A 20745-nucleotide genomic window follows, 5' to 3' on the forward strand; every position below is an offset into this window, starting at 1 on the left:
AATTCAGTATCGTACAGTTGGTTTGGTACATATATATTAAACCGAGTTGAATAATAATGACTCACTGGTCATTTTAAAACAAAAGAAAACCATATGTCAATTTAATAATATGGTCATATGGATCAATTTACCTCTGATTCGATAAAATAGAGCTGCCACATGTTCAGTCGAACCTGCGGACAGCCCTCATATCTTATCTAACGTACTAACGCTTGCGTAATGCTTCAATAATCTGGTCTGACTCGGTTTGTTTGACAGGTGGATCATTGGCGTCCTGAAGGTCTCTTTGATGATGCCTATGTACGCCCTCTCATTTTGAGCCCGAAAACCCATAGTTGAACAACTTCCGAGTCTCCACAAAACGCCCTTCACGAGTATCTGTTCCAAATACAACTGATATCAGTCTTTTGCCATCACGTTCAGCTGTCCCCACAAAATGATATCCGGAATCTTCATCATACCCGGTCTTCAATCCGTCATTCCCATCGTAAGCATATGGCCCACCAATGGAGGACAACATCCAGTTCGTGTTGCTCATGTACATCCCTTTTTGGTGCATTGATACTTGCATTTGACTGGAAATTCTTAAAATCTCGGGATGGTTATTCAGCAGATATCGCGCAAGCTTGCATGCATCTATAGCCGTCATTAAGGTCTGCCCTTGTATATCCATCGGACGGTTAGGACCAAGCAGCTTTTCACTGAGGCCCGTTGAATTCGTGAATTGTGTATCCTCAGACAGCCCAATCTGAGTTGCTTTCTGATTCATCTGTTGCACAAACTTCTGCTCTGTACCACTGATATGTTCAGCCAGAGCAACTGTTGCATCATTGGCTGAATAGACAGCTACGATCTCGAACAACTCCTGAACTGTGAATTGCTCTCCCTGTTTCAGGGTCAATTGACTGCCCCCAACGGAGCTAGCATATAGACTCACATTCACAAGATCATTCCAGCTTATATCACCATTGATCACGGCCTCCATCACTAACAGTTCTGTCATCAACTTACTGACGCCTGCCGGAGCAATTTCTTCGGAGCCGTTAAAATCCATTAAGATCTGTTCAGAGTTCATATCCATTAATACTGCAGATTCAGCTTTAATTCCCGGTTTGCCTACCAGCATGTCCGGTTTCACACCCAAATATATAATGAGCAGCAGAGCCAGCAGCATACCTGCCCGTTTCCACCATCTTTTCATAAAATGATCACCTCTTACCTATATAGACGAAGTGAAGAGGCATTTTGTCTGCACTTTTTTGAAAAAAAGTTAAATTTTTTTTATTTTTTGGTTACAAAAAAAACATGAACTCCGTACACCCATGCCAGAGTGTACAGAATCCATGTTTTGAAAGACACTTTAGTTCAATCTCCCAGGAGAAATCTTCATTATAATCTAGCAACCGACTTCTTAAAGGACCCCAATCCTTACAGCTGCTAATTTAAGAATGTGTTACTCAGCTACAACCGCTTTGTCTGCATTAACTTGCAGGTCGCTCAGGTAAACGCCTGTTCCATCACCAATCGCATAGTTCATTACACGTTTGTTAACTGGTGCTACAACTGCACGATACAGTGTAGGGAATACAGGAACTTCATCTACCATGTATTGCTGCCATTGATTGTAGATTTCTTTACGCTTGTCTACATCAAATGCCTCAGCAGAGATACCTTGTGCCAGCAATTTGTCATTCTCTTCGCTGGAGAATCTGGAGAAGTTGTAGAGTGCATCGCGGCCATACAGACCAGATGGATCTACGTCAATACCAACGCCCCATGCGGCTTGATACACATCAATGTTCGGATCATCTTTACCTGTGTTACCTACACGGTCATAGAAGTTGTTGAATTCAACCATTTCCAGGTTTACTTTCAAACCAATAGCTGCCCATGATTGAACGTAATAACGTGCCAATGGTTCAGCTGTGTCGCCACCAGTCATGGATACAAAGTTGATTTCGAGTGGTGTTCCATCCGGATTGGTACGGAATTCACCATCCAGTTTGTAACCAGCTTCGTCGAGCAATGCTTTCGCTGCTTCTGGATCATACGTTACACCCGGATTGCTGGCATCATGGAATTCTGGATGAGACGGTGGAATCAAGGTTGTTGCGTTCCAACGCAGACCATTATAGAAACGTTTACCCACTTGATCGTTATCTACAGCCATCCACATTGCTTTACGCAAGTTTTTATCTCCCATTTTTGCTTCAGCATTGCTTTTAACTTTTCCGTTCTCTTCATCCCACGTACCCAGTTTGAAACCGATGTACGTATAAGCACGATCGATTGCACCCAGGAATTCTACGTTAGACAGGTTAGCATTGTCTTTATATTGATCTGTCGGGAATGCATCCACGAGATCTACCCCGCCAGATTTCAGTTCTTGAACAACCGTTGTCGGGTTGATAACTTTCAGAGTTACACCATCCAGTTTTGGAGCCCCACGCCAGTAGTCATCGTTTTTAACAAAAGTTACAGACTCACCTGGAGTGATAACATCCACTTTAAATGGACCAAAACCAATTGGTTTTTCACGTACTTCTTTGGAAGAAGACATTTTTGCTACATCCATATCTCCGAAGATATGTTTAGCCAGTGGATACGTCCATACGCCACCTGTCAGCAGGGACGGAGTAGATTCTTTATACGTAATGCTGATTTGTTTGTCGCTCAGCACTTTAATACCAGAGATTGTTTTTGCTTTTCCAGCATGATACTCGTCCATACCTACTACACTAGTGAAGTTGGAGTCGTAACGTGGACCATCATACGCTTTGTTACCAATAACTTCATAAGCAAACTGCAGATCTTCAGCCGTTACCGGCTTGCCATCATGCCAGTTTACATTGTCACGAATGGTCAGTGTGAACGTTTTGCCATCTTCGGAAGTCTCATATGTTGCAGCACCATCATTGGTGTATACATAGTCTTTATCCCAAGTCAGCAAGCCTTCATCGAACCATTGAAGAACCTGAGCATCCGGGTTACCGGAATAGAAGTTAAAGTTCAGTGTACCTTCAAAAGCAGTATCCGATACAAGTCCGAATGTAATCGATCCACCCTCGATCGCAGTACCCTCATTCGTTTTGACATTGTTGAAGTCTTCAATGGAGTAAACGCCCTCTTCATTAGCAGGTTTTTCCTCCGTTTTTCCCTCTTCTGTGTTGGAAGCTGGAGCTGGAGTAGCTGCTTCTTTCTCAGAGCACGCTGCGAGCACCAATACAAAGACCAACATCATCGTGAAAAATAGTCCCCGTGAAAATAATCCCTTTTTCATGAACCTTTCCTCCCTTTTTTTAACCTCTTCTTTGTCTTGCATCAGTCGCACGCTTTAGGGCTTGACCGACATTATTTATACTCAACATCAATACCAGAATCAGTACCGATGCGGGTAGCCATATCCACCATCTGGACTCCAGGGTTTGCGGATTACGTGCATAACTTACGAGTGTTCCAAGACTGGGTGTACTTTCCGGAAAACCAAATCCCAGAAAAGACAACCCGGATTCAAGGCCGATATTGGAAGCGAGATTCAATGTCATCGTTACGATAATGATTGAACTCAAGTTCGGAAGAACCTGCGAGACAACAATTTTAAAGTGGGAAGAACCGAGTGTTTTGGACGCTTTGACATACTCGAGTTCACTCTCTTGCAATGCCTTTGAGCGAATCAATCTGGCTATTCCCATCCATAAGAAGGCTGTCATGATCAATGAAAATGAAACAATGTTGTACTTAGGTACGGCTGTGACAAATGCGATAACCATCATCAGGAACGGAAGAATCATGAAAAAGTCTACGATCCGCATAAACAGGTTATCAATCATTCCACCGAAATAACCAGACAGAACCCCAACAAGGATACCGATAATTCCCGTCATAACAGTTACTAGGATACCAATGCTTAACGAGTTACGTGTCCCAATGACTAGTTGGCCAAATACATCCCGGCCTCCGTAATCCGTGCCTAGCCAGTATTGTGCAGAAGGTGGTTCATATAAGGCAAACAAGTCTACCTTAACGATTTCATCCTGATCTAAGATTATGGAAGTCCCATATACAAGGAGGATAACAAGCCCCAAGAATATGAGGGAAACCAAGGCAACCTTATCTCTAACCAGCTCTCTCCACAATATATTCAAGCTAGAGGGGCTTTTATCAACCTTCTGTGAAGTTACAACAACATCATTGGTCTTGCTCATCTTGTTTTCACCCCGAAATCTTCAAGTTCTTACTTAATGCGAATACGCGGATCGACTAATCCTAGAATGATATCAGACAGCAATGATCCCAGAATGGTAGCTATCCCGTATAAGAGTACAAGTGCGGTAACCACACTGAAATCCCTTAAAGAGATGGAATTCAGGAACAACTGTCCCATACCCGGATAGCTGAATATACTCTCAATAAATATAGTACCGCCGATCAATCCGGTAATCTCATATCCGAAAAATGCAGCAATTGGCAACAAGGAGTTCCTAAGGATATGTCTGTTGTATATGCGGGACTCCGAAGCGCCTTTGGCTCTCGCGGTAAGAACGAATTCTTTATGCTTGATGTCGATAATCTCGCTACGCAGGTACTGTACCGTCGAAACGGTGGAAATCAACGCCATTGATAGTGCTGGCAGTAGCAAATGGTGTATCTTGCTTACGACATAATCGAATGTTCCAGGAGTAAGACCCGGTGCCACGCTTCCTCCTGTTGGGAACCATCCAAAATGGAATCCGAAGACCCAAACCATCACCAGTGCGAATATGAACAGCGGTGCTGCAAATCCCAAGTACGTGTATCCTGTAATCAGTCGGTCAGACCAAGTGTCGTTGTAACGACCACTGATAATTCCGAGTGGGATAGCAATGAGATACGTTAAGACGAGTGTGGCCAAAGCGAGCCAGAATGTATTGGCAATCCGCTGGCCAATCAGATCCGTAACCGGCATTTTGAAGCGGAAGGATTGTCCAAAATCTCCGACAGCTGCATTCCTAATCCAGTCCCAATATTGCACATACCATGGATTGTTTAGTCCGAGTCGCTCACGTTGTTCATCCAGTGCTTTCGGATCGATACTTGGATCAAGCAGTCCGGTAAGTGCATCCCCCGGCATAGCCTTGGCCATCAGAAAGACCAAGAGACTGAGCAAAAAAACCTGAGGAATCATTATGATAATTCTGCGTACTATTGTTTTCCACATATGACCTTCAACCTTTCTGAGGTAGAGCTACTCGGTGAGTATTGGAAATGGATTGGAGCGAGTAAGCAAGTCCTTCCTCATCAAAGAAATTACGGTATGAATGTTCATACTCGGACTTAATCTGCTGACGGAAAGCTATCATTTCCTCACGCTTGGTTGGGTCCATATCCGGTATGGCTGCAATAAGACGTTTGGTATAGATGTGTTGTGGATTTTCAAAAATATCATTCGTAGTGCCCTGTTCCACATATCGACCTTTATACATAATTCCAATCTCATCACACATATGGCGGATGATGCCCAGATCGTGACTGATGAACAGATACGTCAGATTTAATTCTTTTTGTATTTCCTGCATGAAGTTGAGTACCTGAGCCTGTACCGATACATCGAGTGCAGATACAGGTTCATCAGCGATAATTAGCTTCGGCTTCAGTGCAATAGCCCGTGCAATGCCAATCCGTTGACGCTGCCCGCCTGAGAATTCATGCGGATATTTGTAGATTGATTCCGGACTCAGGCCAACCTTTTCAAGTAATTCTCTTACTTGTCTTTTCTCCTCGGTGGCTGTCAGACGCTCATAGTTACGAAACGGCTCAGCGATAATATCGATAACCCGCTTCTTTGGATTCAGTGATGAATATGGGTCTTGAAAAATCATTTGTACATCCCGCTGGAGCTGCCTGTTCTTACGTCGCTCCGTAGCCAGATTTTTGCCGTTAAACAGAATCTTTCCGTCAGTGACATGGTTTAGCCCAATAATGGCTCTGCCTGTTGTTGTCTTACCTGAACCTGATTCGCCAACCAGACCATAGGTCTGTCCTTGTTCAATGGAGAAGCTAACATCATCAACAGCCTTTACACTGCCAATTTCCCGTTTAAGCAATCCACCGCGAATCGGAAAGTGTATCTTAAGCCCTTCTACTTCGAGTAATGCCATTATGTTATTCCTCCTCAGCTTTGGTCAGGGAAATGAAAGTGCTGGTAACAGGTACACCGTACAAAGTGACCTGGTGCAATTTCATGCATCTGTGGGTTCTCTTCATGAGCCGATTCACTAATCCATGGAATTCGGGCTTTGAATCTGCACCCTTTGCGAGGAAGATTTTTGAGTGATGGTACGATACCTTGTATGACATGTAATTTGGATCTTTCTTCAGACAGGGTGGGAATAGAGTTCAACAGTGAGCGGGTATATGGATGCTTCGCATCGTTCATCAATGTGAAGATATCTGCGATTTCAACAATTTCGCCTGCATACATAACTGCAACTCGATCAGCCATTTCAGCTACGACACCCAGATCATGTGTAATCAGAATAATGCCTGCGTTAATTTCATTCTTCAGATCACGGATCAGCTCCAGAATCTGTAGTTGAATCGTAACGTCAAGCGCCGTCGTTGGTTCATCGGCTATGAGTAGTTCCGGTTTGTTGGCAATCGCAATGGCGATGACAATTCTCTGTCTCATACCACCAGATAGTTCGTGGGGATACTGCTTGTATATTTGTTCGGGACGTGGAATCCCTACCTGATTCAATAAGTGAATGACCTTTTCTCTCTTCTCTCTGGAAGACAGTTTGGACTGATGAAGTGTGAGAATCTCTTCAATCTGTTCACCAATAATCATTAGAGGATTTAGTGCGGACAATGGGTCCTGAAAAATCATGCCCATTTCTTTACCGCGTAGCTTGTTTAACTTGTTTGGGGAGATGTTGGCAATATCTTGTCCTTTATAGAGAATCTGGCCTTCGATTTTTGCTTTGTTATGCAAACCCATAAGAGAGAATGCAAAAGCACTTTTACCTGACCCGGATTCACCTACAATCGCCAACACTTCATTTTTCTTCACCTTAAGGTTAACGTGATCCACTGCTGCATAATAGTCATCTTCAATTCTGAATGATGTTGTTAGATTTCTGACTTCCAATAGCTCTGTATTCAAATCAATCACCCTAACCCCATAATTTCCGTAGATTGTATTCGTGTGTAGAGGAATGCATCCACTGTATATTTCCAAGTTCTTGAAGATAACGAACAATAGCTTATACAAAATACCAAATTGTTAGGAGAAACAAGTTTAAGAGACTTATATTTAGACCATTGGTCAATTAATGTTGATAATTCCTAGCGGAATTATACATCAAAATAATTAATGTAATCATACGTGTAATTTTAGCTAACGTCAATGCTTATTTTGAGATTTTTGGTATAAATGTTTTTTATACTACAGATTTGGATATTAGTAATACTATAAAGGCATATAGCAGGGATTTTGAGAGATGTTATCTTGTTTTTAGCTGTGAGGTGTACATAGGCAATTAGTCAAAATAACATATACATAACATAGTAGTTACATCTAATGTATGTGTATGCTTTAATTTAAGTAGACATTCTTAATTTTGCGTGAGGTAAATGTTACATATATGAGTGGTGATTATATCTCGATCCATAGCTGAATTTTATTGAACCGGAGCAGTTATGCTTAACAATTGAAATAATATGTGCGATCAGAGTAAAAAATCTAGTTAATCTAGTATAGTTTTATTTATTTGCTAATGTAAAGACCAAATTGTCATCTTTTATCATTTATTTTACAAAAGAAAGAAAAAAGCCCTGCAAAATGCAGAGCTTATCTAATATTTATTCATTTAAATGTATATAAAATACTCTTTAATGAGAATCAGGAGGTCTTTTACCACGTTTTAACTCATTGATACTCAAGCCAAAATCCATCTGCAAGTGAGGATAGTCCGGGAAGTTTGCCCAGTCTCCACCCCAAGTGAAACCTAACTCTTTGGCGAGATCCACAACTTCCATCCAGTCTGCCTTGCCATTGCCGTTATCATCACGTTCCATATCCCACACCACATCACCCTCAGGCGTCCTCAGTGCAAAATCAATTGCTAATCCGTAGTTATGATATGACTCACCACCACGCGCATTAGTAACGATATTGCCTGCACTTGAGCGTCCTTGGTTAAATAGTGCATCTTGCTCCTCGGAACTTCGGTAGCCGTGGGTGATAACAATCTCTATTCCACGTCTCGCTGCCTTACGTACCAATAATTTCTCATTCTCTGCTACCACAGGATGTAGGCCGGTGATTGGCAGAGCTTCTTGGATTGTTGTCCCGGGCCACATATTATCTATATCACCTTTTTGCTGTAACCATACATATATAATGGAAAGTAAAAGAGTAGCTATAATCCAGGTTTTCAGACTGCTCTTTTTTCTCTGTTTGCCTTTACGTTTTGATGTATTCATATCCACTCCTGGTGTTTATTCTGAAATAAACAGCTATTCCTGCTGCATGAACCTTCTCAGTAGGTTAGACTCTATTATAATTCATTTGAGCCTTGAATGCTTCTATCACCATAGTATTGAATTCTTCCATTTGTTAGAGTGGATCTGTTATTTCTATTACTTCTATTGATATATACAAAAAAGCAGCCGGCTATAAGCCGACTGCTTCGTATGCAAGCTGAGTAAAAACTACTCAGTTGTGTATGGCAATAATGCGATTTGACGGGAGCGTTTAATTGCAATCGTCAGCATGCGTTGATATTTAGCGCTAGTACCTGTTACACGGCGTGGCAAAATTTTTCCACGTTCGCTGATAAATTTACGAAGCAAGTCCGTATCTTTATAATCGATGTGAGTAATTTTGTTAGCTGTGAAGAAGCACACTTTACGACGTTTATTACGGCCGCCACGACGTGCCGGTCTTTTATCGTTGTCTCCGCCTTCTCTTTGCTTGAAGCCCATGCTTTTCAGTCCTTTCCTATCATGTAACCCATATCTCCTAAGAGTATCAGCTCATGTTAAAATGGCAAATCATCATCCGATATATCAATCGGTTTTCCGTCATCGGAAAAAGGATCCTGATTGTTGCTACGCGAATTATTGTTATTGTTCGCGCGTCCGCCGCCTCCATAAGAAGGCTCTTCACGCATTGGTTGCCCACCGCCGCCACCGCTATTATCACGGTTAGCTGACTCCAAGAAACGGACATTATCGGCAATAACTTCGGTCACGTATACACGTTTTCCTTCGTTATTCTCGTAGTTCCGTACTTGAATGCGTCCTTCGACTGCAGCCAGGCGTCCTTTGCGCAAGTAGTTTGCACAGGTCTCGGCAAGCTGTCTCCAGGTTACGACCGGAATGAAATCGGCTTCCTTTTCTCCCCCTTGGCTTGTAAACGGTCTGTCCACTGCCAAAGTAAATTGCGTAACTGCTACTCCTGCTGGAGTGTAACGCAACTCAGGATCCCGGGTTAACCGTCCGATCAGAATGACACGGTTCAACAATGTAATCCCCTCCTTCAGAGCGTATTGGTGCGTTAATCACGAGTTGTCTTAAGCAGACTTAACGTCGTTGGTAATGAGATAACGAATTACTTCGTCAGAAATCTTCATGAGACGCTCAAGTTCAGTTACAACTGCTGGTTCAGCAGTGAAATGTACCAGAACATAAAAACCATCACGGAATTTCTTGATCTCATACGCAAGACGGCGTTTACCCATAACGTCGTGAGCTGTAACTTCACCACCGCCGTTGGAGATGATGCCTTGGAATTTATCGACTGTAGCTTGAACAACTTCTTGCTCAATGTCAGGACGAATAATGTACATCACTTCATATTTGCGCATAATTTTCACCTCCTTATGGACTCTGGCCCTCAATCTAGGTTGAGAGCAAGGAACGAGCACAAACTCGAACTATATTAATATAACAAATACCGAGTCAAAGTGCAAGCAAACGTTCCCTGTACATATTGGCACATGATCAGCCCGGGTATGGAGCACACTACAGAAGCAACAAAGTAACATAATCTGCAGAGGAGGTTTTGTCATGGGTGAAAAAACCGAGTTTGAACCAGGAGATAAAGCACCAAACGATGGAGAGTACACGGAAGTTGGGGAAAAAAGCTTTGTCACGGAAATTCAAAACCCGAAGCGGGTAACGCTGCAAAAAGGTGAAGCTTTTCCCGAAACAAGCAATCATAATCGCAAGTGGAAGAAGCTGACCAAAGCCCGTGTCCATTAATCGCAATTCTTTTTTACGATCCATGTATATAAAACGGATTAAAGCACATAATACAATTAGGCGGTGCACGAGAGAGGTGTGGTTCCGTTGGACAACGAAGCCGATCATTCGCTGTTGGAGATTCATCACGTAATTTAAGAAGCAAGTGGTTATGTGTAGTAAGGCCCTTCGTCTGAAGCACGCGTATTGCTATGTGCAGTACACCAAGTGTCTGATTGTTACGACCGATTGTTTCCTAACAAACAAATGCACCGCCGGATAAAGAGCCCTTCGGGGCTCTTTATTTTTCGTTTTAGTCATTAATGATGCATCTGATATGGATACGTGGTCAACATTTTCAATAAAACGTTACACAAAAAAAAGACTTTCCTAATGGAAAGTCTTCTTATCGATCTTTTTATTAAACTCAATGTGTATTGAGTAAATTACAATTGAAGTGGCGGAAAGGGTGGGATTCGAACCCACGCACGCTGTGACACGCCTAACTGATTTCGAGTCAGCCCCCTTGGGCCTCTTGGGTACCTTTCCGCAGCAATATTGATTATAGCATGATCATTTGCAGAACGCAACACTCCTACGGAGCCTACATGTAAACGTTATTACGCATACTGCATACCGAATTATTGCAAGCTCAGGATTCAGTGGAATCTTCGGCTGAACGCAGTACCTTCTTCATATTTTTCTCGAATTTCGCTCTTGGAATCAACACGCTGTGTTTACATCCGACACACTTGATCCGAATATCCATACCCATACGAATGATCTCCATCTCATTGCTGCCACAGGGATGCTGCTTCTTCATCTGCACGATATCCCCAAGCTGGAAACTTTTACGCTCCACCTGTGCCATCCCCCTCATCTTTCTCCAAAGCTACTGCCTGTTCCAATACGGCTTGATTGCTCATCTCATGATACTCCAGCGTTTTTTTCACATCGCCCTGAATCTGACGTTCCACAGAAGCCCGAGAGTTAGGCATACATTCTGCCACAATTCGCACCACATACTCTGATGTAGACATCGACTGAATACCGAGCACATCCGGCACCTTCACAATATTTAGGTCACGCTCTTCAATCCCAACCAAAGACTTCTTCACTAGATGTACCGACTCATCGAGACTTAAGTCCGCCTTCATCGGAATATCCACTACAGCCAGCGAATTCGACATGGAGTAGTTCGTTACACTTGCAATCGCCCCGTTTGGGATAATGTGCACCTCACCCTGCCAGCTGACCAGTTTGGTAGTTCTAAGTCCGATCACTTCAACCGTTCCCTTGTAGGTTCCCGTCTGAATAACATCCCCCACAGCGAACTGGTCCTCCAATATAATGAAGAAACCGGTAATAACATCCTTGACCAGACCCTGTGCACCAAAACCAATGGCAAGACCAAGCACACCTGCACTCGCGAGTAGCGGTCCAACTTGGATATTGATCTCAGATAACAGTAGCAGAATCATAATGAAATTACATGTTATGGAGGTCGCATTTTTCAACAGTTCCCCTACGGTTACGAATCTGCGCGGATTCACGCGAATCTTGCCTTCCTGCTTGCGTTCCATGGAACGATCTATAATTCGATATACTACCTTAATGACAATACGGGTGATGATAAAAATAATGATGATCCGGATTGAGCTGAACATAATGTTAAGCCACATATCAGGATCTGCAATTTTGTTCCAGACTTTATCCGTCCAACGAAGGGCTTCATTTACAGCACCGGCAGCACTGGTCTCTTCCCCTTGAGCAAACTGAAATGACAACATTCATCATGCCTCCTCTACATCGGTATGTTATCATAGCTGTCTTCTGTTTTGAAATAGAGGCCTCGGATCTCTACGAACTCGTTACGAATGATCTTTTGCACTCGCTCCAGATCCTCTTTTGGAAACTGGATACATAGCGCACACCCTGCTGTAATTTCTTTTGGCGTTGGGAACAAATCAATCTCTATCTCGGCAAACTCCAGCAGCATTTCAGCACGAAGTGCCTGCTGGGTTGAATCAAATGCAATCAGCATCCAATCGTTAATCCATTCGTCCATGTTCGGCTCCTTTCGCCATACGTCCAACCCTGGAGAAAAAGCTTGTCCTCGTGAAGTATAAAACGCTCTACCTTTCCATATACTGTTACTACTATTCCAAGGGAAAGGATAGATCCTATGAATCCTACTTCGCGTTCCTTTTCATCACAAGACATGACCAGTTTGAAAATCCCCCATACCGATCCAGGTATTCACTCGGCCATTACCCATCGTTTAATGTTCCATCTCTATAAAGCCCATTCTCTGCAAAATGTAGTGATTGTCTGCATAGGCACAGATCGCTCAACAGGCGACTGCCTTGGTCCTCTGGTCGGATCAGCCCTTTCCAAGTGGGACAGCCCTTTATTCCATCTATATGGTACCTTGGATGAACCAGTTCATGCGATGAACCTGCAAGATACACTCCACAACATACAGAAAACACACCATAACCCTTATGTGATAGGCATTGACGCCTGTCTCGGTCAATCATCCAGTGTGGGATGCATTCAAGTTGTGAATGGTCCACTCAAGCCGGGTGCGGGAGTAAATAAAGAATTACCGCCGGTCGGCGATATCCATCTGACAGGTATCGTTAACGTCGGCGGCTTTATGGAATACTTTGTTCTACAGAACACACGGCTCAGTCTTGTTATGCGCATGTCCGAGATTATATCCAGTAGTCTGTACTCGGCCATTCGGGAATGGCATACACGTTCTACTCTGCTTGCTGTGCCAGAGTAATAGCTTCCTTTTCCTCTGGGGACAGAGTATACGTGGACTCTCCCCCTTTAAGAGGTTTGGCATATACGTAAGAACCGTCACGGTTATATATCCCCGTAAGGATCATGCCATCCTGGCTATCATTAATCATGGCCATTGAGAAGCTCAGATCACTGCCACGCTCTCCATAAGCATTGTATCTTTTCACGCCAACTTTACCTTGAATGCGGGTCAGCTTTTGCATGACAACTTGCAGCTGATTCGTTTGCAGTTTGTGTTCATCCTCAATGCTGTCCATCTGAATTTTCAGATTAATCAGCAACGATTCCAGGTCCTCTACTCCACTGCCAGCCATCATGGCTTCATATTTACGTTTAAACTTTCGTAACTTTGCCCCTTGAACAATACTCACAATCAGCAAGATCACCGTAAGTAATGCCATTCCGCCAATAATCCATAACAGCTGCTCCAGAATCAGCTCGTTTAATTCAGCCATGTAATTGCAACTACCCCTCTATATTTTTGATCAGATTAACGTCTGTCCTGTAATATTATCATTCATTATAAATCAACCCGATATCCATAAGCTTAATCAAGCAATCCTGTATCAAATGAGTTCATCATTTCAACTCTAATCTAGTCTGCCCCAGTCAATTCCAACACTGCCTTAACGAGTGCTTCCACATGTTCTCTAGTTGAATTGTATCCCACACTGGCCCTTACTGCTCCGGTAGCAGTTGTACCAGCAGATTCGTGTGCAAGCGGTGTGCAATGAAAACCGGAGCGAACCGCAATCCCATAATTCCGATCCAATCTGAAGGCGAGTTGTGCCGAATCATACCCATCCACAGTAAAAGATACTAATCCGGTGCGTGGCTGTCCAATCTCTGGACCAAGCATCCGAATACCCTTAACAGATGACAACCCATCCAACATAAGTTGGGTCAGTTCCCACTCATGTTGGTAGATGACCGCTGGTGTCATCTCAAGTACATGCTTCACACCCGCATTCAGCCCTGCGATCCCGACTGTATTCGGCGTCCCCGCTTCATACCGATCAGGACGCACCTTTGGCTGCTCCAGAGCTTCTGACTGACTTCCTGTTCCTCCATGAAGTAAAGGCTCTATATCGAGCTCTGGCGCAATGTACAAGCCCCCTGTACCCTGAGGACCAAGCAGCCCCTTATGCCCTGGAAAAGCCAACATATCTATGCCCAATTGTTGTACATTCACAGGCATAACCCCAGCACTCTGGGCTGCATCTACCAATAAGATCGCCTGATGTTTACGACATAGGAGCGAAATTTCTCCAATAGGAAGAATACTGCCAAGCAGATTCGAACTATGTGTACATACCACCAATCTGGTATTCGAACGAAACATACGTTCCATTTGCATCAGATCAATGGCTCCCGCAGCATTAACAGGTACATAATCAATCTCTACATTTCGGAGTCTTCGCATGTACTCCAGTGGTCGTCTGACTGAGTTATGTTCAGCCATGGTGGCAATCACATGGTCGCCCTCTCTAAGCGAGCCTTGAATAGCTAGATTTAGCGCTTCTGTCGTATTTGATCCGAATGCAATATCATTCGCATTTTTGATTCCAAAAATATCGGATAAGGATTTTCTCGCCTCGAACAATACACGACTTGCCTGAACAGCCATGCGGTGACTTCCTCTGCCAGGATTGGCTCCGGCAATCTCCAATGCACTCAACATCGCATCACCGACAGCAGGTGGTTTGGGCCAAGATGTTGCTGCATGATCTAGATAGATAACTCCCTCCACCTCACAACCACCTCTGTCCCATAAATTAATAATTCGCCTGCACATATCGCACATATAACCCTATAAACAAAGAATGACATATCGTTTCTCCATGGTACAGAGGCGATATGTCATGACATGAGTAAGCCCCGCATGTTGTTAATGAATCATAGACCCGACTGTTATTGTAACAATTCCAATAGCCGTTCCAGATCCTGTTGACTGTAGTAGTTGAGCTCAATTTTACCTTTATCTTTATTGTGCTTGATTTTCACTGTTGTTTTGAAACGTTCACGAAGAGATTCTTCCAATGTATCAATGAATGGATCTTTCTTTTTTAACTTCGATTTGGCTTTAGCCTCACCTGTTTTGGATCGATCCAATTGTTGAACAGCTTCCTCCAACTCACGTACACTCCATTGCTGATCAATGGTTTGTTTTGCAAGTTGCTTCACCATAACCTCGTCCTTCACACCCACGATGGCACGTGCATGTCCCATAGATAATGTTCCACGTGAAACATGGTCTTTAACTTCATCTGGCAATGATAACAGACGCAAGAAGTTAGCAATGTGAGAACGTGATTTACCTACTTTTACAGACAACTCTTCCTGAGTCAACGCGAATTGATCCATTAACCCCTGATAAGCAACTGCAACTTCCATGGCGTTCAGATTCTCCCGCTGCAGGTTCTCAATCAACGCAATCTCCATTACCTGCTGATCACTGAAGTTACGGACTACAGCCGGTACGGTGGCATTACCACAATATTGCGAAGCTCTAAACCGTCGTTCTCCGGCAATAATCTCATAACCTCGTAACACCGGACGAACAATAATGGGTTGTATGACACCATGCTGACGAATAGACTCAGCCAGTTCATGTATTGCGCCCTCATCAAATACTTTACGTGGTTGATAGGGGTTAGCCCGCAGTTGACTAATCGGGATTTCTACGACTTTATCATCGTCATTAATTGAAAGCGAAGGAATGAGGGCATCAAGACCTTTTCCAAGCCGCTTACTCATAAGAAATCACTTCCTTTGCGAGCTCTAAATACACTTCCGCCCCTCTTGAACGAGGGTCATACGTGATAATGGATTGACCATGAGATGGTGCTTCACTAAGCCGTACGTTACGCGGAATAATTGTTTGATATACTTTTTGTTGAAAATACTTTTTCACTTCTTCAATAACCTGAATTCCCAGATTGGTCCGCGCATCAAACATCGTCAGCAATACCCCTTCAATCTGCAGGGATGTATTCAGATGTTTCTGTACCAGCCGAACCGTATTAAGCAACTGACTTAATCCTTCAAGTGCATAATACTCACACTGAATCGGAATGATCACCGAATCGGAAGCAGTCAACGAATTAATCGTTAACATACCAAGGGATGGTGGACAATCGATCAGTATGTAATCATAGTTTTTTTTCACCATGGCGAGTGATTTTTTCAGGCGAACTTCCCGTGATATCGTGGACACCAATTCGATCTCGGCTCCGGCAAGCTGAATCGTTGCAGGTATGATATGAAGGCCTTCAATCTGAGTCTCCACAATCGCTTCTTGAGGAGGAACCTCATTAATAATGACATCATATATACAATTAGCCACATCTGCTTTATTGATTCCGACTCCGCTGGTTGTATTCCCCTGAGGGTCAATATCGACAAGCAATACTCTTTTCCCGAGTGAAGCCAGTCCTGCACCCAAGTTAACAGATGTCGTCGTTTTCCCCACACCGCCCTTTTGATTTGCTACGGCCATAATCTTAGACAATTACTTCACCTCAAATAAAATAGGAGTCTTTTCTTGTAGGTTGTGAGATATTGTTAACAAAAAGCAGGCGGCTATCGTCCACACAAACAACAACTACCGTTCCATCAATATACCGACTGTTCTTTAAAAATGTCAGACCTAACTTGCTTTATAGACATAAAAAGCGGCCCATTGCCGCCATAAGCTTCAATTATTTGCGTTTTGGAATATGGATAACGATCTCATAATGATCCTCATGGTCTGCTTCTTTTGTTTTGATGTCCAGACCTGAGCCAGTTACCATATCAATGGATTGGCGAATCGTATTAAGTGCAAGTCTTACATCCTTGGTAAAGGAAACACGTTTGGATTTTTTGATTTTGGAAGATTCCTTGTAAAAGGCAACACGCGCCTCTGTCTGTTTGACGTTCAATTCTTTTTCGATAATCTCACCGAGCAACTTCATCTGCAGTTCTTCCGTATCGAGAGAAAGTAATGCTCTTGCATGCCGTTCAGAAATTTTTCGTTCCATCAATGCGGCCTTAATACCTTCTGGAAGCTGTAACAATCGAATTTTGTTCGCGATGGTTGACTGGCTTTTGCCGAGTCGTTGTGCCAGACTTTCCTGTGTCAATTGATGCAAGTCGATCAGCTTCTGATAAGCGACAGCTTCTTCAATTGAAGTCAATCCTTCACGCTGCAAGTTCTCAATCAGTGCAATGGATGCGGCCTGAGAATCGTTGAATTCACGCACAATAGCCGGAATCGTATCCAAACCCAGTTTTCGAACTGCACGCCAGCGACGTTCCCCGGCAATAATCTCATATGATCCATTTCGCACGCGAACGACAATAGGCTGAATTACGCCATGTGTTTTGATCGTCTGCAACAACTCATCAATTTTATCATCATCAAAAATAGTACGGGGTTGATATGGGCTGCTCACAATTTCATTGACCGGAATCTGTTTGATCTCATCTCCGTTATTGCGCTCCGCCAAACCAAACAACTTCGAAAATTGTTCTTTCATTCCGCAGATTACCACCTAGTTTCGTAATAGCTCCCACAGTCTTTGCAGGTGCTTCTTATTCAATAAGCGACCTTTCACATGCATCGTTCTTGGAATAAGTTTTGCCTTTCATAACGCTTTCTGTCATGCAACATCGAATGCATATCCATCTATCTGTACATATAATCTATGATCGCTGTGACCCAGGATCGGATACTTCTATTCTATCATCTTTTCTATCATAATCCTATGCTTACCTATTCTTTAAACTCTGCTAATTTTCCTGCTTTTTCTTTGTGAATATTGGAAATATGACGACTTGCACACATTCAATTAATGAAATTGTCCATGAGCTACTGTGCGTGAAATTCATCATTACAGGTTCTTTAAGAAATATGTAATACGGAGTATCTGTAATGTTGATCCAGTCCTCCATTTCAGAAAACAAAAAAAAGAGAATGTTTCACGTGAAACATCCTCTTTATCTATGTCTAAAATACTATTTTGTTTTGACTGACTTCAAAACCATCATGCAACTATATCAGTGGAGTTTTCATCGGAGTGCCTGGTTTGCGTGGATACTTATATGGTGTCTTATCAAATTTCTGAATCAGGATGATATGACGCTCTGATTCTTCAACCGGCAGCTGGAAAGGATGAACGGCCTTAACCCGTCCTTTCAGCTGATTGAAGCTGAACTCCGCTTCCTTCATTTCTTCACGCGGGTCTCCGCCCTTCATGGCAGCGAATATTCCACTTTTACGAACAAAAGGAAGACAGAATTCATTCAGCACAGCCAGCTTGGCTACTGCACGCGCCGTAACGAGATCGTAGCTGTCACGATACCCTTCTTTGCGTCCAATCTCTTCAGCACGTCCATGGACCAATTCCACATCAGTCAGGCCAAGGATATCTACCACATGCTGTAGAAAGCCAATCCGTTTATTTAATGAATCAATGATCGTAAGCTTAATATGCGGGAAACAGATCTTCAGTGGCAATCCCGGAAAACCCGCTCCTGATCCAATGTCAGCAAGCTTATTCACTTTGGTCATGTCAGTATAAAAAGCCAGTGATACCGAATCATAGAAATGCTTGGTATACACTTGCTCCCGATCCGTTATGCCCGTCAGATTCATCTTTTCATTCCAGGATACCAACTCCTGATAATACAGTTCGAATTGCTCCAATTGGAGTTCTCCCAGCTCTAATCCATGTTTCTTTAAGCGCCGCTGCAGTTGCTGTTGAATATCGTCCATTATTGTCCCCTTGCTGCGGTTACACGGTTATAATGCTCCAAGTAGACCAGCAGAATGGAGATGTCGGCAGGAGTAACTCCAGCAATACGAGAAGCCTGACCAATCGAGATTGGACGAATCGTAGCGAGCTTCTGCTTGGCTTCCATAGCAAGACCATGAATCTCATCATATACGATAGTGTCCGGAATTTTCTTTTTCTCCATCTTTTGCAAACGTTCCACGTGGATCAATTGTTTCTCAATATAACCCGCATATTTAATTTGTATTTCAACTTGTTCTTTCATATCTGCTGTCAGTTCTACCTCAGATGGTGAGAGCTGTTCAATCAGTTCATACCCCAGCTCCGGGCGACGCAGCAAGGTAAGCAACGTACTTCCATCCTGAATAGGTGTAGATCCGTACTCTTCCAGCTTGGCGTTCACTTCAACCGGGCGAGCTTTAGCCACTTTCAGACGCGCGACTTCCTGCTCGACTTTTGCCTTTTTATCCAGGAATTTCGCATAACGATCTTCAGGGATCAGGCCAATGTCATGTCCGATTTCCGTCAAACGCATATCTGCATTATCATGGCGAAGCAACAGACGATATTCAGCGCGTGAAGTCAACAGACGATATGGCTCATTAGTACCCTTCGTTACCAGATCATCAATCAGCACACCAATATAACCTTGGGAACGATCAAGCACAATCGGCTCTTTATCTTGTACTTTCCGTGCTGCATTAATGCCGGCCATAACGCCTTGTCCAGCCGCTTCTTCGTAACCGGAAGTACCATTAATCTGACCTGCTGTGAACAGACCTGGCAGACGTTTGGTTTCAAGTGATGGCCACAATTGTGTAGGTACCATCGCATCGTATTCAATCGCATAACCGTTACGCATCATTTCCACTTTTTCCATACCCGGAATGGAGCGCAGAACCGCAAGTTGAACATCTTCTGGCAGACTTGTAGATAGTCCCTGCACATAATACTCGGATGTATTTTTGCCTTCCGGCTCCAGGAAGATCTGATGTTTCGGTTTGTCGCTAAACCGGACAATTTTATCCTCAATGGATGGACAATAACGCGGTCCAGTCCCTTCAATTACACCGGAAAACATCGGTGCACGATGCAGATTATCATTAATAATCTGATGTGTTTCCACGGATGTATACGTCAACCAGCAAGGCAGCTGCTCATTATCAGAAGATTCTGTTTCATAGGAAAAGAACTTCGGCTCATCATCGCCAGGCTGAATTTCAGTTTTGCTAAAATCAATCGTATCCTTGTGCACACGTGGTGGTGTACCTGTTTTGAAACGAACCAGATCAAAGCCAAGTTCACGCAGATGCTCTGACAATTTAAGAGATGGTTGTTGATTGTTTGGTCCACTCTCATACATCAACTCACCCATGATCACTTTACCGCGCAAGTATGTGCCTGTTGTCAGAACAACCGCTTTGGCCCGATACTCTGTTCCGGTCTGAGTCACAACGCCTACACATTTTCCGTCTTCAACGATCAGGCGATCAACCATACCCTGACGCATCGTCAGATTACGTTCATTCTCCATCGTTTCCTTCATTTTGTGCTGGTAGGAGAATTTATCTGCCTGAGCACGAAGCGCGTGAACAGCAGGGCCTTTACCTGTGTTGAGCATCCGCATCTGAATAAAGGTTTTATCGATATTCCGTCCCATTTCTCCACCAAGAGCATCAATCTCACGAACAACATGTCCTTTGGCCGGTCCCCCAATAGATGGGTTACAAGGCATAAAGGCCACCATATCCAGATTGATCGTAATCATTAGTGTTTTGGACCCCATACGAGCTGCGGCCAGCGCGGATTCCACACCAGCATGTCCTGCACCAACGACGATTACATCATAACTGCCGCCATCAAAAGCCATTCCCGTTTACCTCCTTATTCCGCTGCATTTGGTGTAACTCACACAGACGGATCATGTTCTACA

At 43.5% G+C, this 20745-nt stretch carries 22 protein-coding genes and 1 tRNA gene; 2 read left to right on the forward strand and 21 right to left on the reverse strand.

The features are described 5' to 3' along the window. Positions 1–310: 310 nt before the first annotated feature. The 10 genes from NZ043_RS09165 to rpsF form a co-directional block, all read right to left on the reverse strand. Complete coding sequence (locus NZ043_RS09165; RefSeq protein ID WP_133386404.1) at positions 311–1201, reverse strand: D-alanyl-D-alanine carboxypeptidase family protein; 891 nt, start codon at positions 1199–1201, stop codon at positions 311–313. Positions 1202–1453: 252 nt separating this feature from the next. Further along, positions 1454–3280 (reverse strand): oligopeptide ABC transporter substrate-binding protein, encoded by a 1827-nt coding sequence (locus NZ043_RS09170; protein ID WP_091035255.1) that lies wholly within the window; start codon positions 3278–3280, stop codon positions 1454–1456. Positions 3281–3299: 19 nt separating this feature from the next. Continuing rightward, positions 3300–4205, reverse strand: a complete 906-nt coding sequence (locus NZ043_RS09175; RefSeq protein WP_091035253.1) for an ABC transporter permease — start codon at positions 4203–4205, stop codon at positions 3300–3302. Positions 4206–4234: 29 nt separating this feature from the next. Next, positions 4235–5197 carry an oligopeptide ABC transporter permease gene (gene opp4B, locus NZ043_RS09180; RefSeq protein WP_091035248.1) on the reverse strand — a complete coding sequence of 321 codons (963 nt, stop codon included), beginning with the start codon at positions 5195–5197 and terminating at the stop codon, positions 4235–4237. Positions 5198–5204: 7 nt separating this feature from the next. Next, complete coding sequence (locus tag NZ043_RS09185) at positions 5205–6137, reverse strand: ATP-binding cassette domain-containing protein (protein WP_091035246.1); 933 nt, start codon at positions 6135–6137, stop codon at positions 5205–5207. A 14-nt stretch (positions 6138–6151) separates the two neighbouring features. Then, the gene (locus NZ043_RS09190) at positions 6152–7141 is read right to left on the reverse strand and encodes an ABC transporter ATP-binding protein (protein WP_091036480.1); all 990 of its coding nucleotides are present in this window, start codon (positions 7139–7141) and stop codon (positions 6152–6154) included. Between the two features lie 728 nt (positions 7142–7869). After that, on the reverse strand, positions 7870–8463 hold the full coding sequence (locus NZ043_RS09195) for a M15 family metallopeptidase (protein WP_133386406.1): 594 nt from the start codon (positions 8461–8463) through the stop codon (positions 7870–7872). A 228-nt stretch (positions 8464–8691) separates the two neighbouring features. Continuing rightward, positions 8692–8964: a 30S ribosomal protein S18 gene (gene rpsR / locus NZ043_RS09200; protein WP_017691433.1), complete on the reverse strand. Its 273-nt coding sequence runs from the start codon at positions 8962–8964 to the stop codon at positions 8692–8694. A 56-nt stretch (positions 8965–9020) separates the two neighbouring features. Continuing rightward, complete coding sequence (ssb, locus tag NZ043_RS09205) at positions 9021–9506, reverse strand: single-stranded DNA-binding protein (protein WP_017691432.1); 486 nt, start codon at positions 9504–9506, stop codon at positions 9021–9023. 48 nt (positions 9507–9554) lie between these two features. Next, complete coding sequence (gene rpsF, locus NZ043_RS09210) at positions 9555–9848, reverse strand: 30S ribosomal protein S6 (protein ID WP_036611944.1); 294 nt, start codon at positions 9846–9848, stop codon at positions 9555–9557. A 202-nt stretch (positions 9849–10050) separates the two neighbouring features. Between rpsF and NZ043_RS09215 the strand changes: the two genes are divergently transcribed. Then, entirely contained in the window at positions 10051–10245 is a 195-nt protein-coding gene (locus NZ043_RS09215) for a YjzC family protein (protein WP_036671877.1), read from the forward strand. A 437-nt stretch (positions 10246–10682) separates the two neighbouring features. On the opposite strand, the gene NZ043_RS09220 is transcribed toward NZ043_RS09215, so the two are convergent. The 4 genes from NZ043_RS09220 to NZ043_RS09235 all read right to left on the reverse strand — a co-directional run bounded on the left by NZ043_RS09220 (position 10683) and on the right by NZ043_RS09235 (position 12292). Beyond that, positions 10683–10773, reverse strand: a tRNA-Ser gene (locus NZ043_RS09220). Positions 10774–10876: 103 nt separating this feature from the next. Then, the gene (locus tag NZ043_RS09225) at positions 10877–11086 is read right to left on the reverse strand and encodes a DUF951 domain-containing protein (protein ID WP_036611950.1); all 210 of its coding nucleotides are present in this window, start codon (positions 11084–11086) and stop codon (positions 10877–10879) included. After that, positions 11076–12014 (reverse strand): mechanosensitive ion channel family protein, encoded by a 939-nt coding sequence (locus NZ043_RS09230; protein ID WP_133386407.1) that lies wholly within the window; start codon positions 12012–12014, stop codon positions 11076–11078. The genes NZ043_RS09225 and NZ043_RS09230 overlap by 11 nt, the downstream gene beginning before the upstream one ends. A gap of 14 nt (positions 12015–12028) precedes the next feature. Then, a complete protein-coding gene (locus NZ043_RS09235; protein WP_017691427.1) occupies positions 12029–12292 on the reverse strand; it encodes a DUF3343 domain-containing protein in 264 nt (87 codons plus the stop codon). A gap of 117 nt (positions 12293–12409) precedes the next feature. On the opposite strand from NZ043_RS09235, the gene yyaC reads away from it, so the two are divergent. Further along, positions 12410–13015 carry a spore protease YyaC gene (yyaC, locus tag NZ043_RS09240; protein ID WP_036611957.1) on the forward strand — a complete coding sequence of 202 codons (606 nt, stop codon included), beginning with the start codon at positions 12410–12412 and terminating at the stop codon, positions 13013–13015. On the opposite strand, the gene NZ043_RS09245 is transcribed toward yyaC, so the two are convergent. The 7 genes from NZ043_RS09245 to mnmG all read right to left on the reverse strand — a co-directional run bounded on the left by NZ043_RS09245 (position 12990) and on the right by mnmG (position 20682). Further along, positions 12990–13490 carry a DUF4446 family protein gene (locus NZ043_RS09245; RefSeq protein ID WP_036671879.1) on the reverse strand — a complete coding sequence of 167 codons (501 nt, stop codon included), beginning with the start codon at positions 13488–13490 and terminating at the stop codon, positions 12990–12992. The two genes, yyaC and NZ043_RS09245, sit on opposite strands and share 26 nt — an antisense overlap. Positions 13491–13630: 140 nt before the next feature. Beyond that, the gene (locus NZ043_RS09250; protein WP_133386408.1) at positions 13631–14785 is read right to left on the reverse strand and encodes an aminotransferase class V-fold PLP-dependent enzyme; all 1155 of its coding nucleotides are present in this window, start codon (positions 14783–14785) and stop codon (positions 13631–13633) included. 161 nt (positions 14786–14946) lie between these two features. Next, a complete protein-coding gene (locus NZ043_RS09255; protein WP_091035230.1) occupies positions 14947–15792 on the reverse strand; it encodes a ParB/RepB/Spo0J family partition protein in 846 nt (281 codons plus the stop codon). Then, positions 15785–16546 (reverse strand): AAA family ATPase, encoded by a 762-nt coding sequence (locus NZ043_RS09260; RefSeq protein ID WP_024629525.1) that lies wholly within the window; start codon positions 16544–16546, stop codon positions 15785–15787. Before NZ043_RS09260 ends, NZ043_RS09255 begins: the two co-directional genes overlap by 8 nt. A 190-nt stretch (positions 16547–16736) precedes the next feature. After that, a complete protein-coding gene (noc, locus tag NZ043_RS09265; RefSeq protein WP_062836524.1) occupies positions 16737–17555 on the reverse strand; it encodes a nucleoid occlusion protein in 819 nt (272 codons plus the stop codon). Between the two features lie 515 nt (positions 17556–18070). Then, complete coding sequence (gene rsmG, locus NZ043_RS09270; protein ID WP_036611970.1) at positions 18071–18793, reverse strand: 16S rRNA (guanine(527)-N(7))-methyltransferase RsmG; 723 nt, start codon at positions 18791–18793, stop codon at positions 18071–18073. Next, positions 18793–20682: a tRNA uridine-5-carboxymethylaminomethyl(34) synthesis enzyme MnmG gene (gene mnmG, locus NZ043_RS09275; protein ID WP_076332217.1), complete on the reverse strand. Its 1890-nt coding sequence runs from the start codon at positions 20680–20682 to the stop codon at positions 18793–18795. The genes rsmG and mnmG overlap by 1 nt, the downstream gene beginning before the upstream one ends. Positions 20683–20745: the final 63 nt, after the last annotated feature.

The organism is Paenibacillus sp. FSL k6-2145, assembly GCF_037976585.1.
GTDB lineage: Bacteria > Bacillota > Bacilli > Paenibacillales > Paenibacillaceae > Paenibacillus.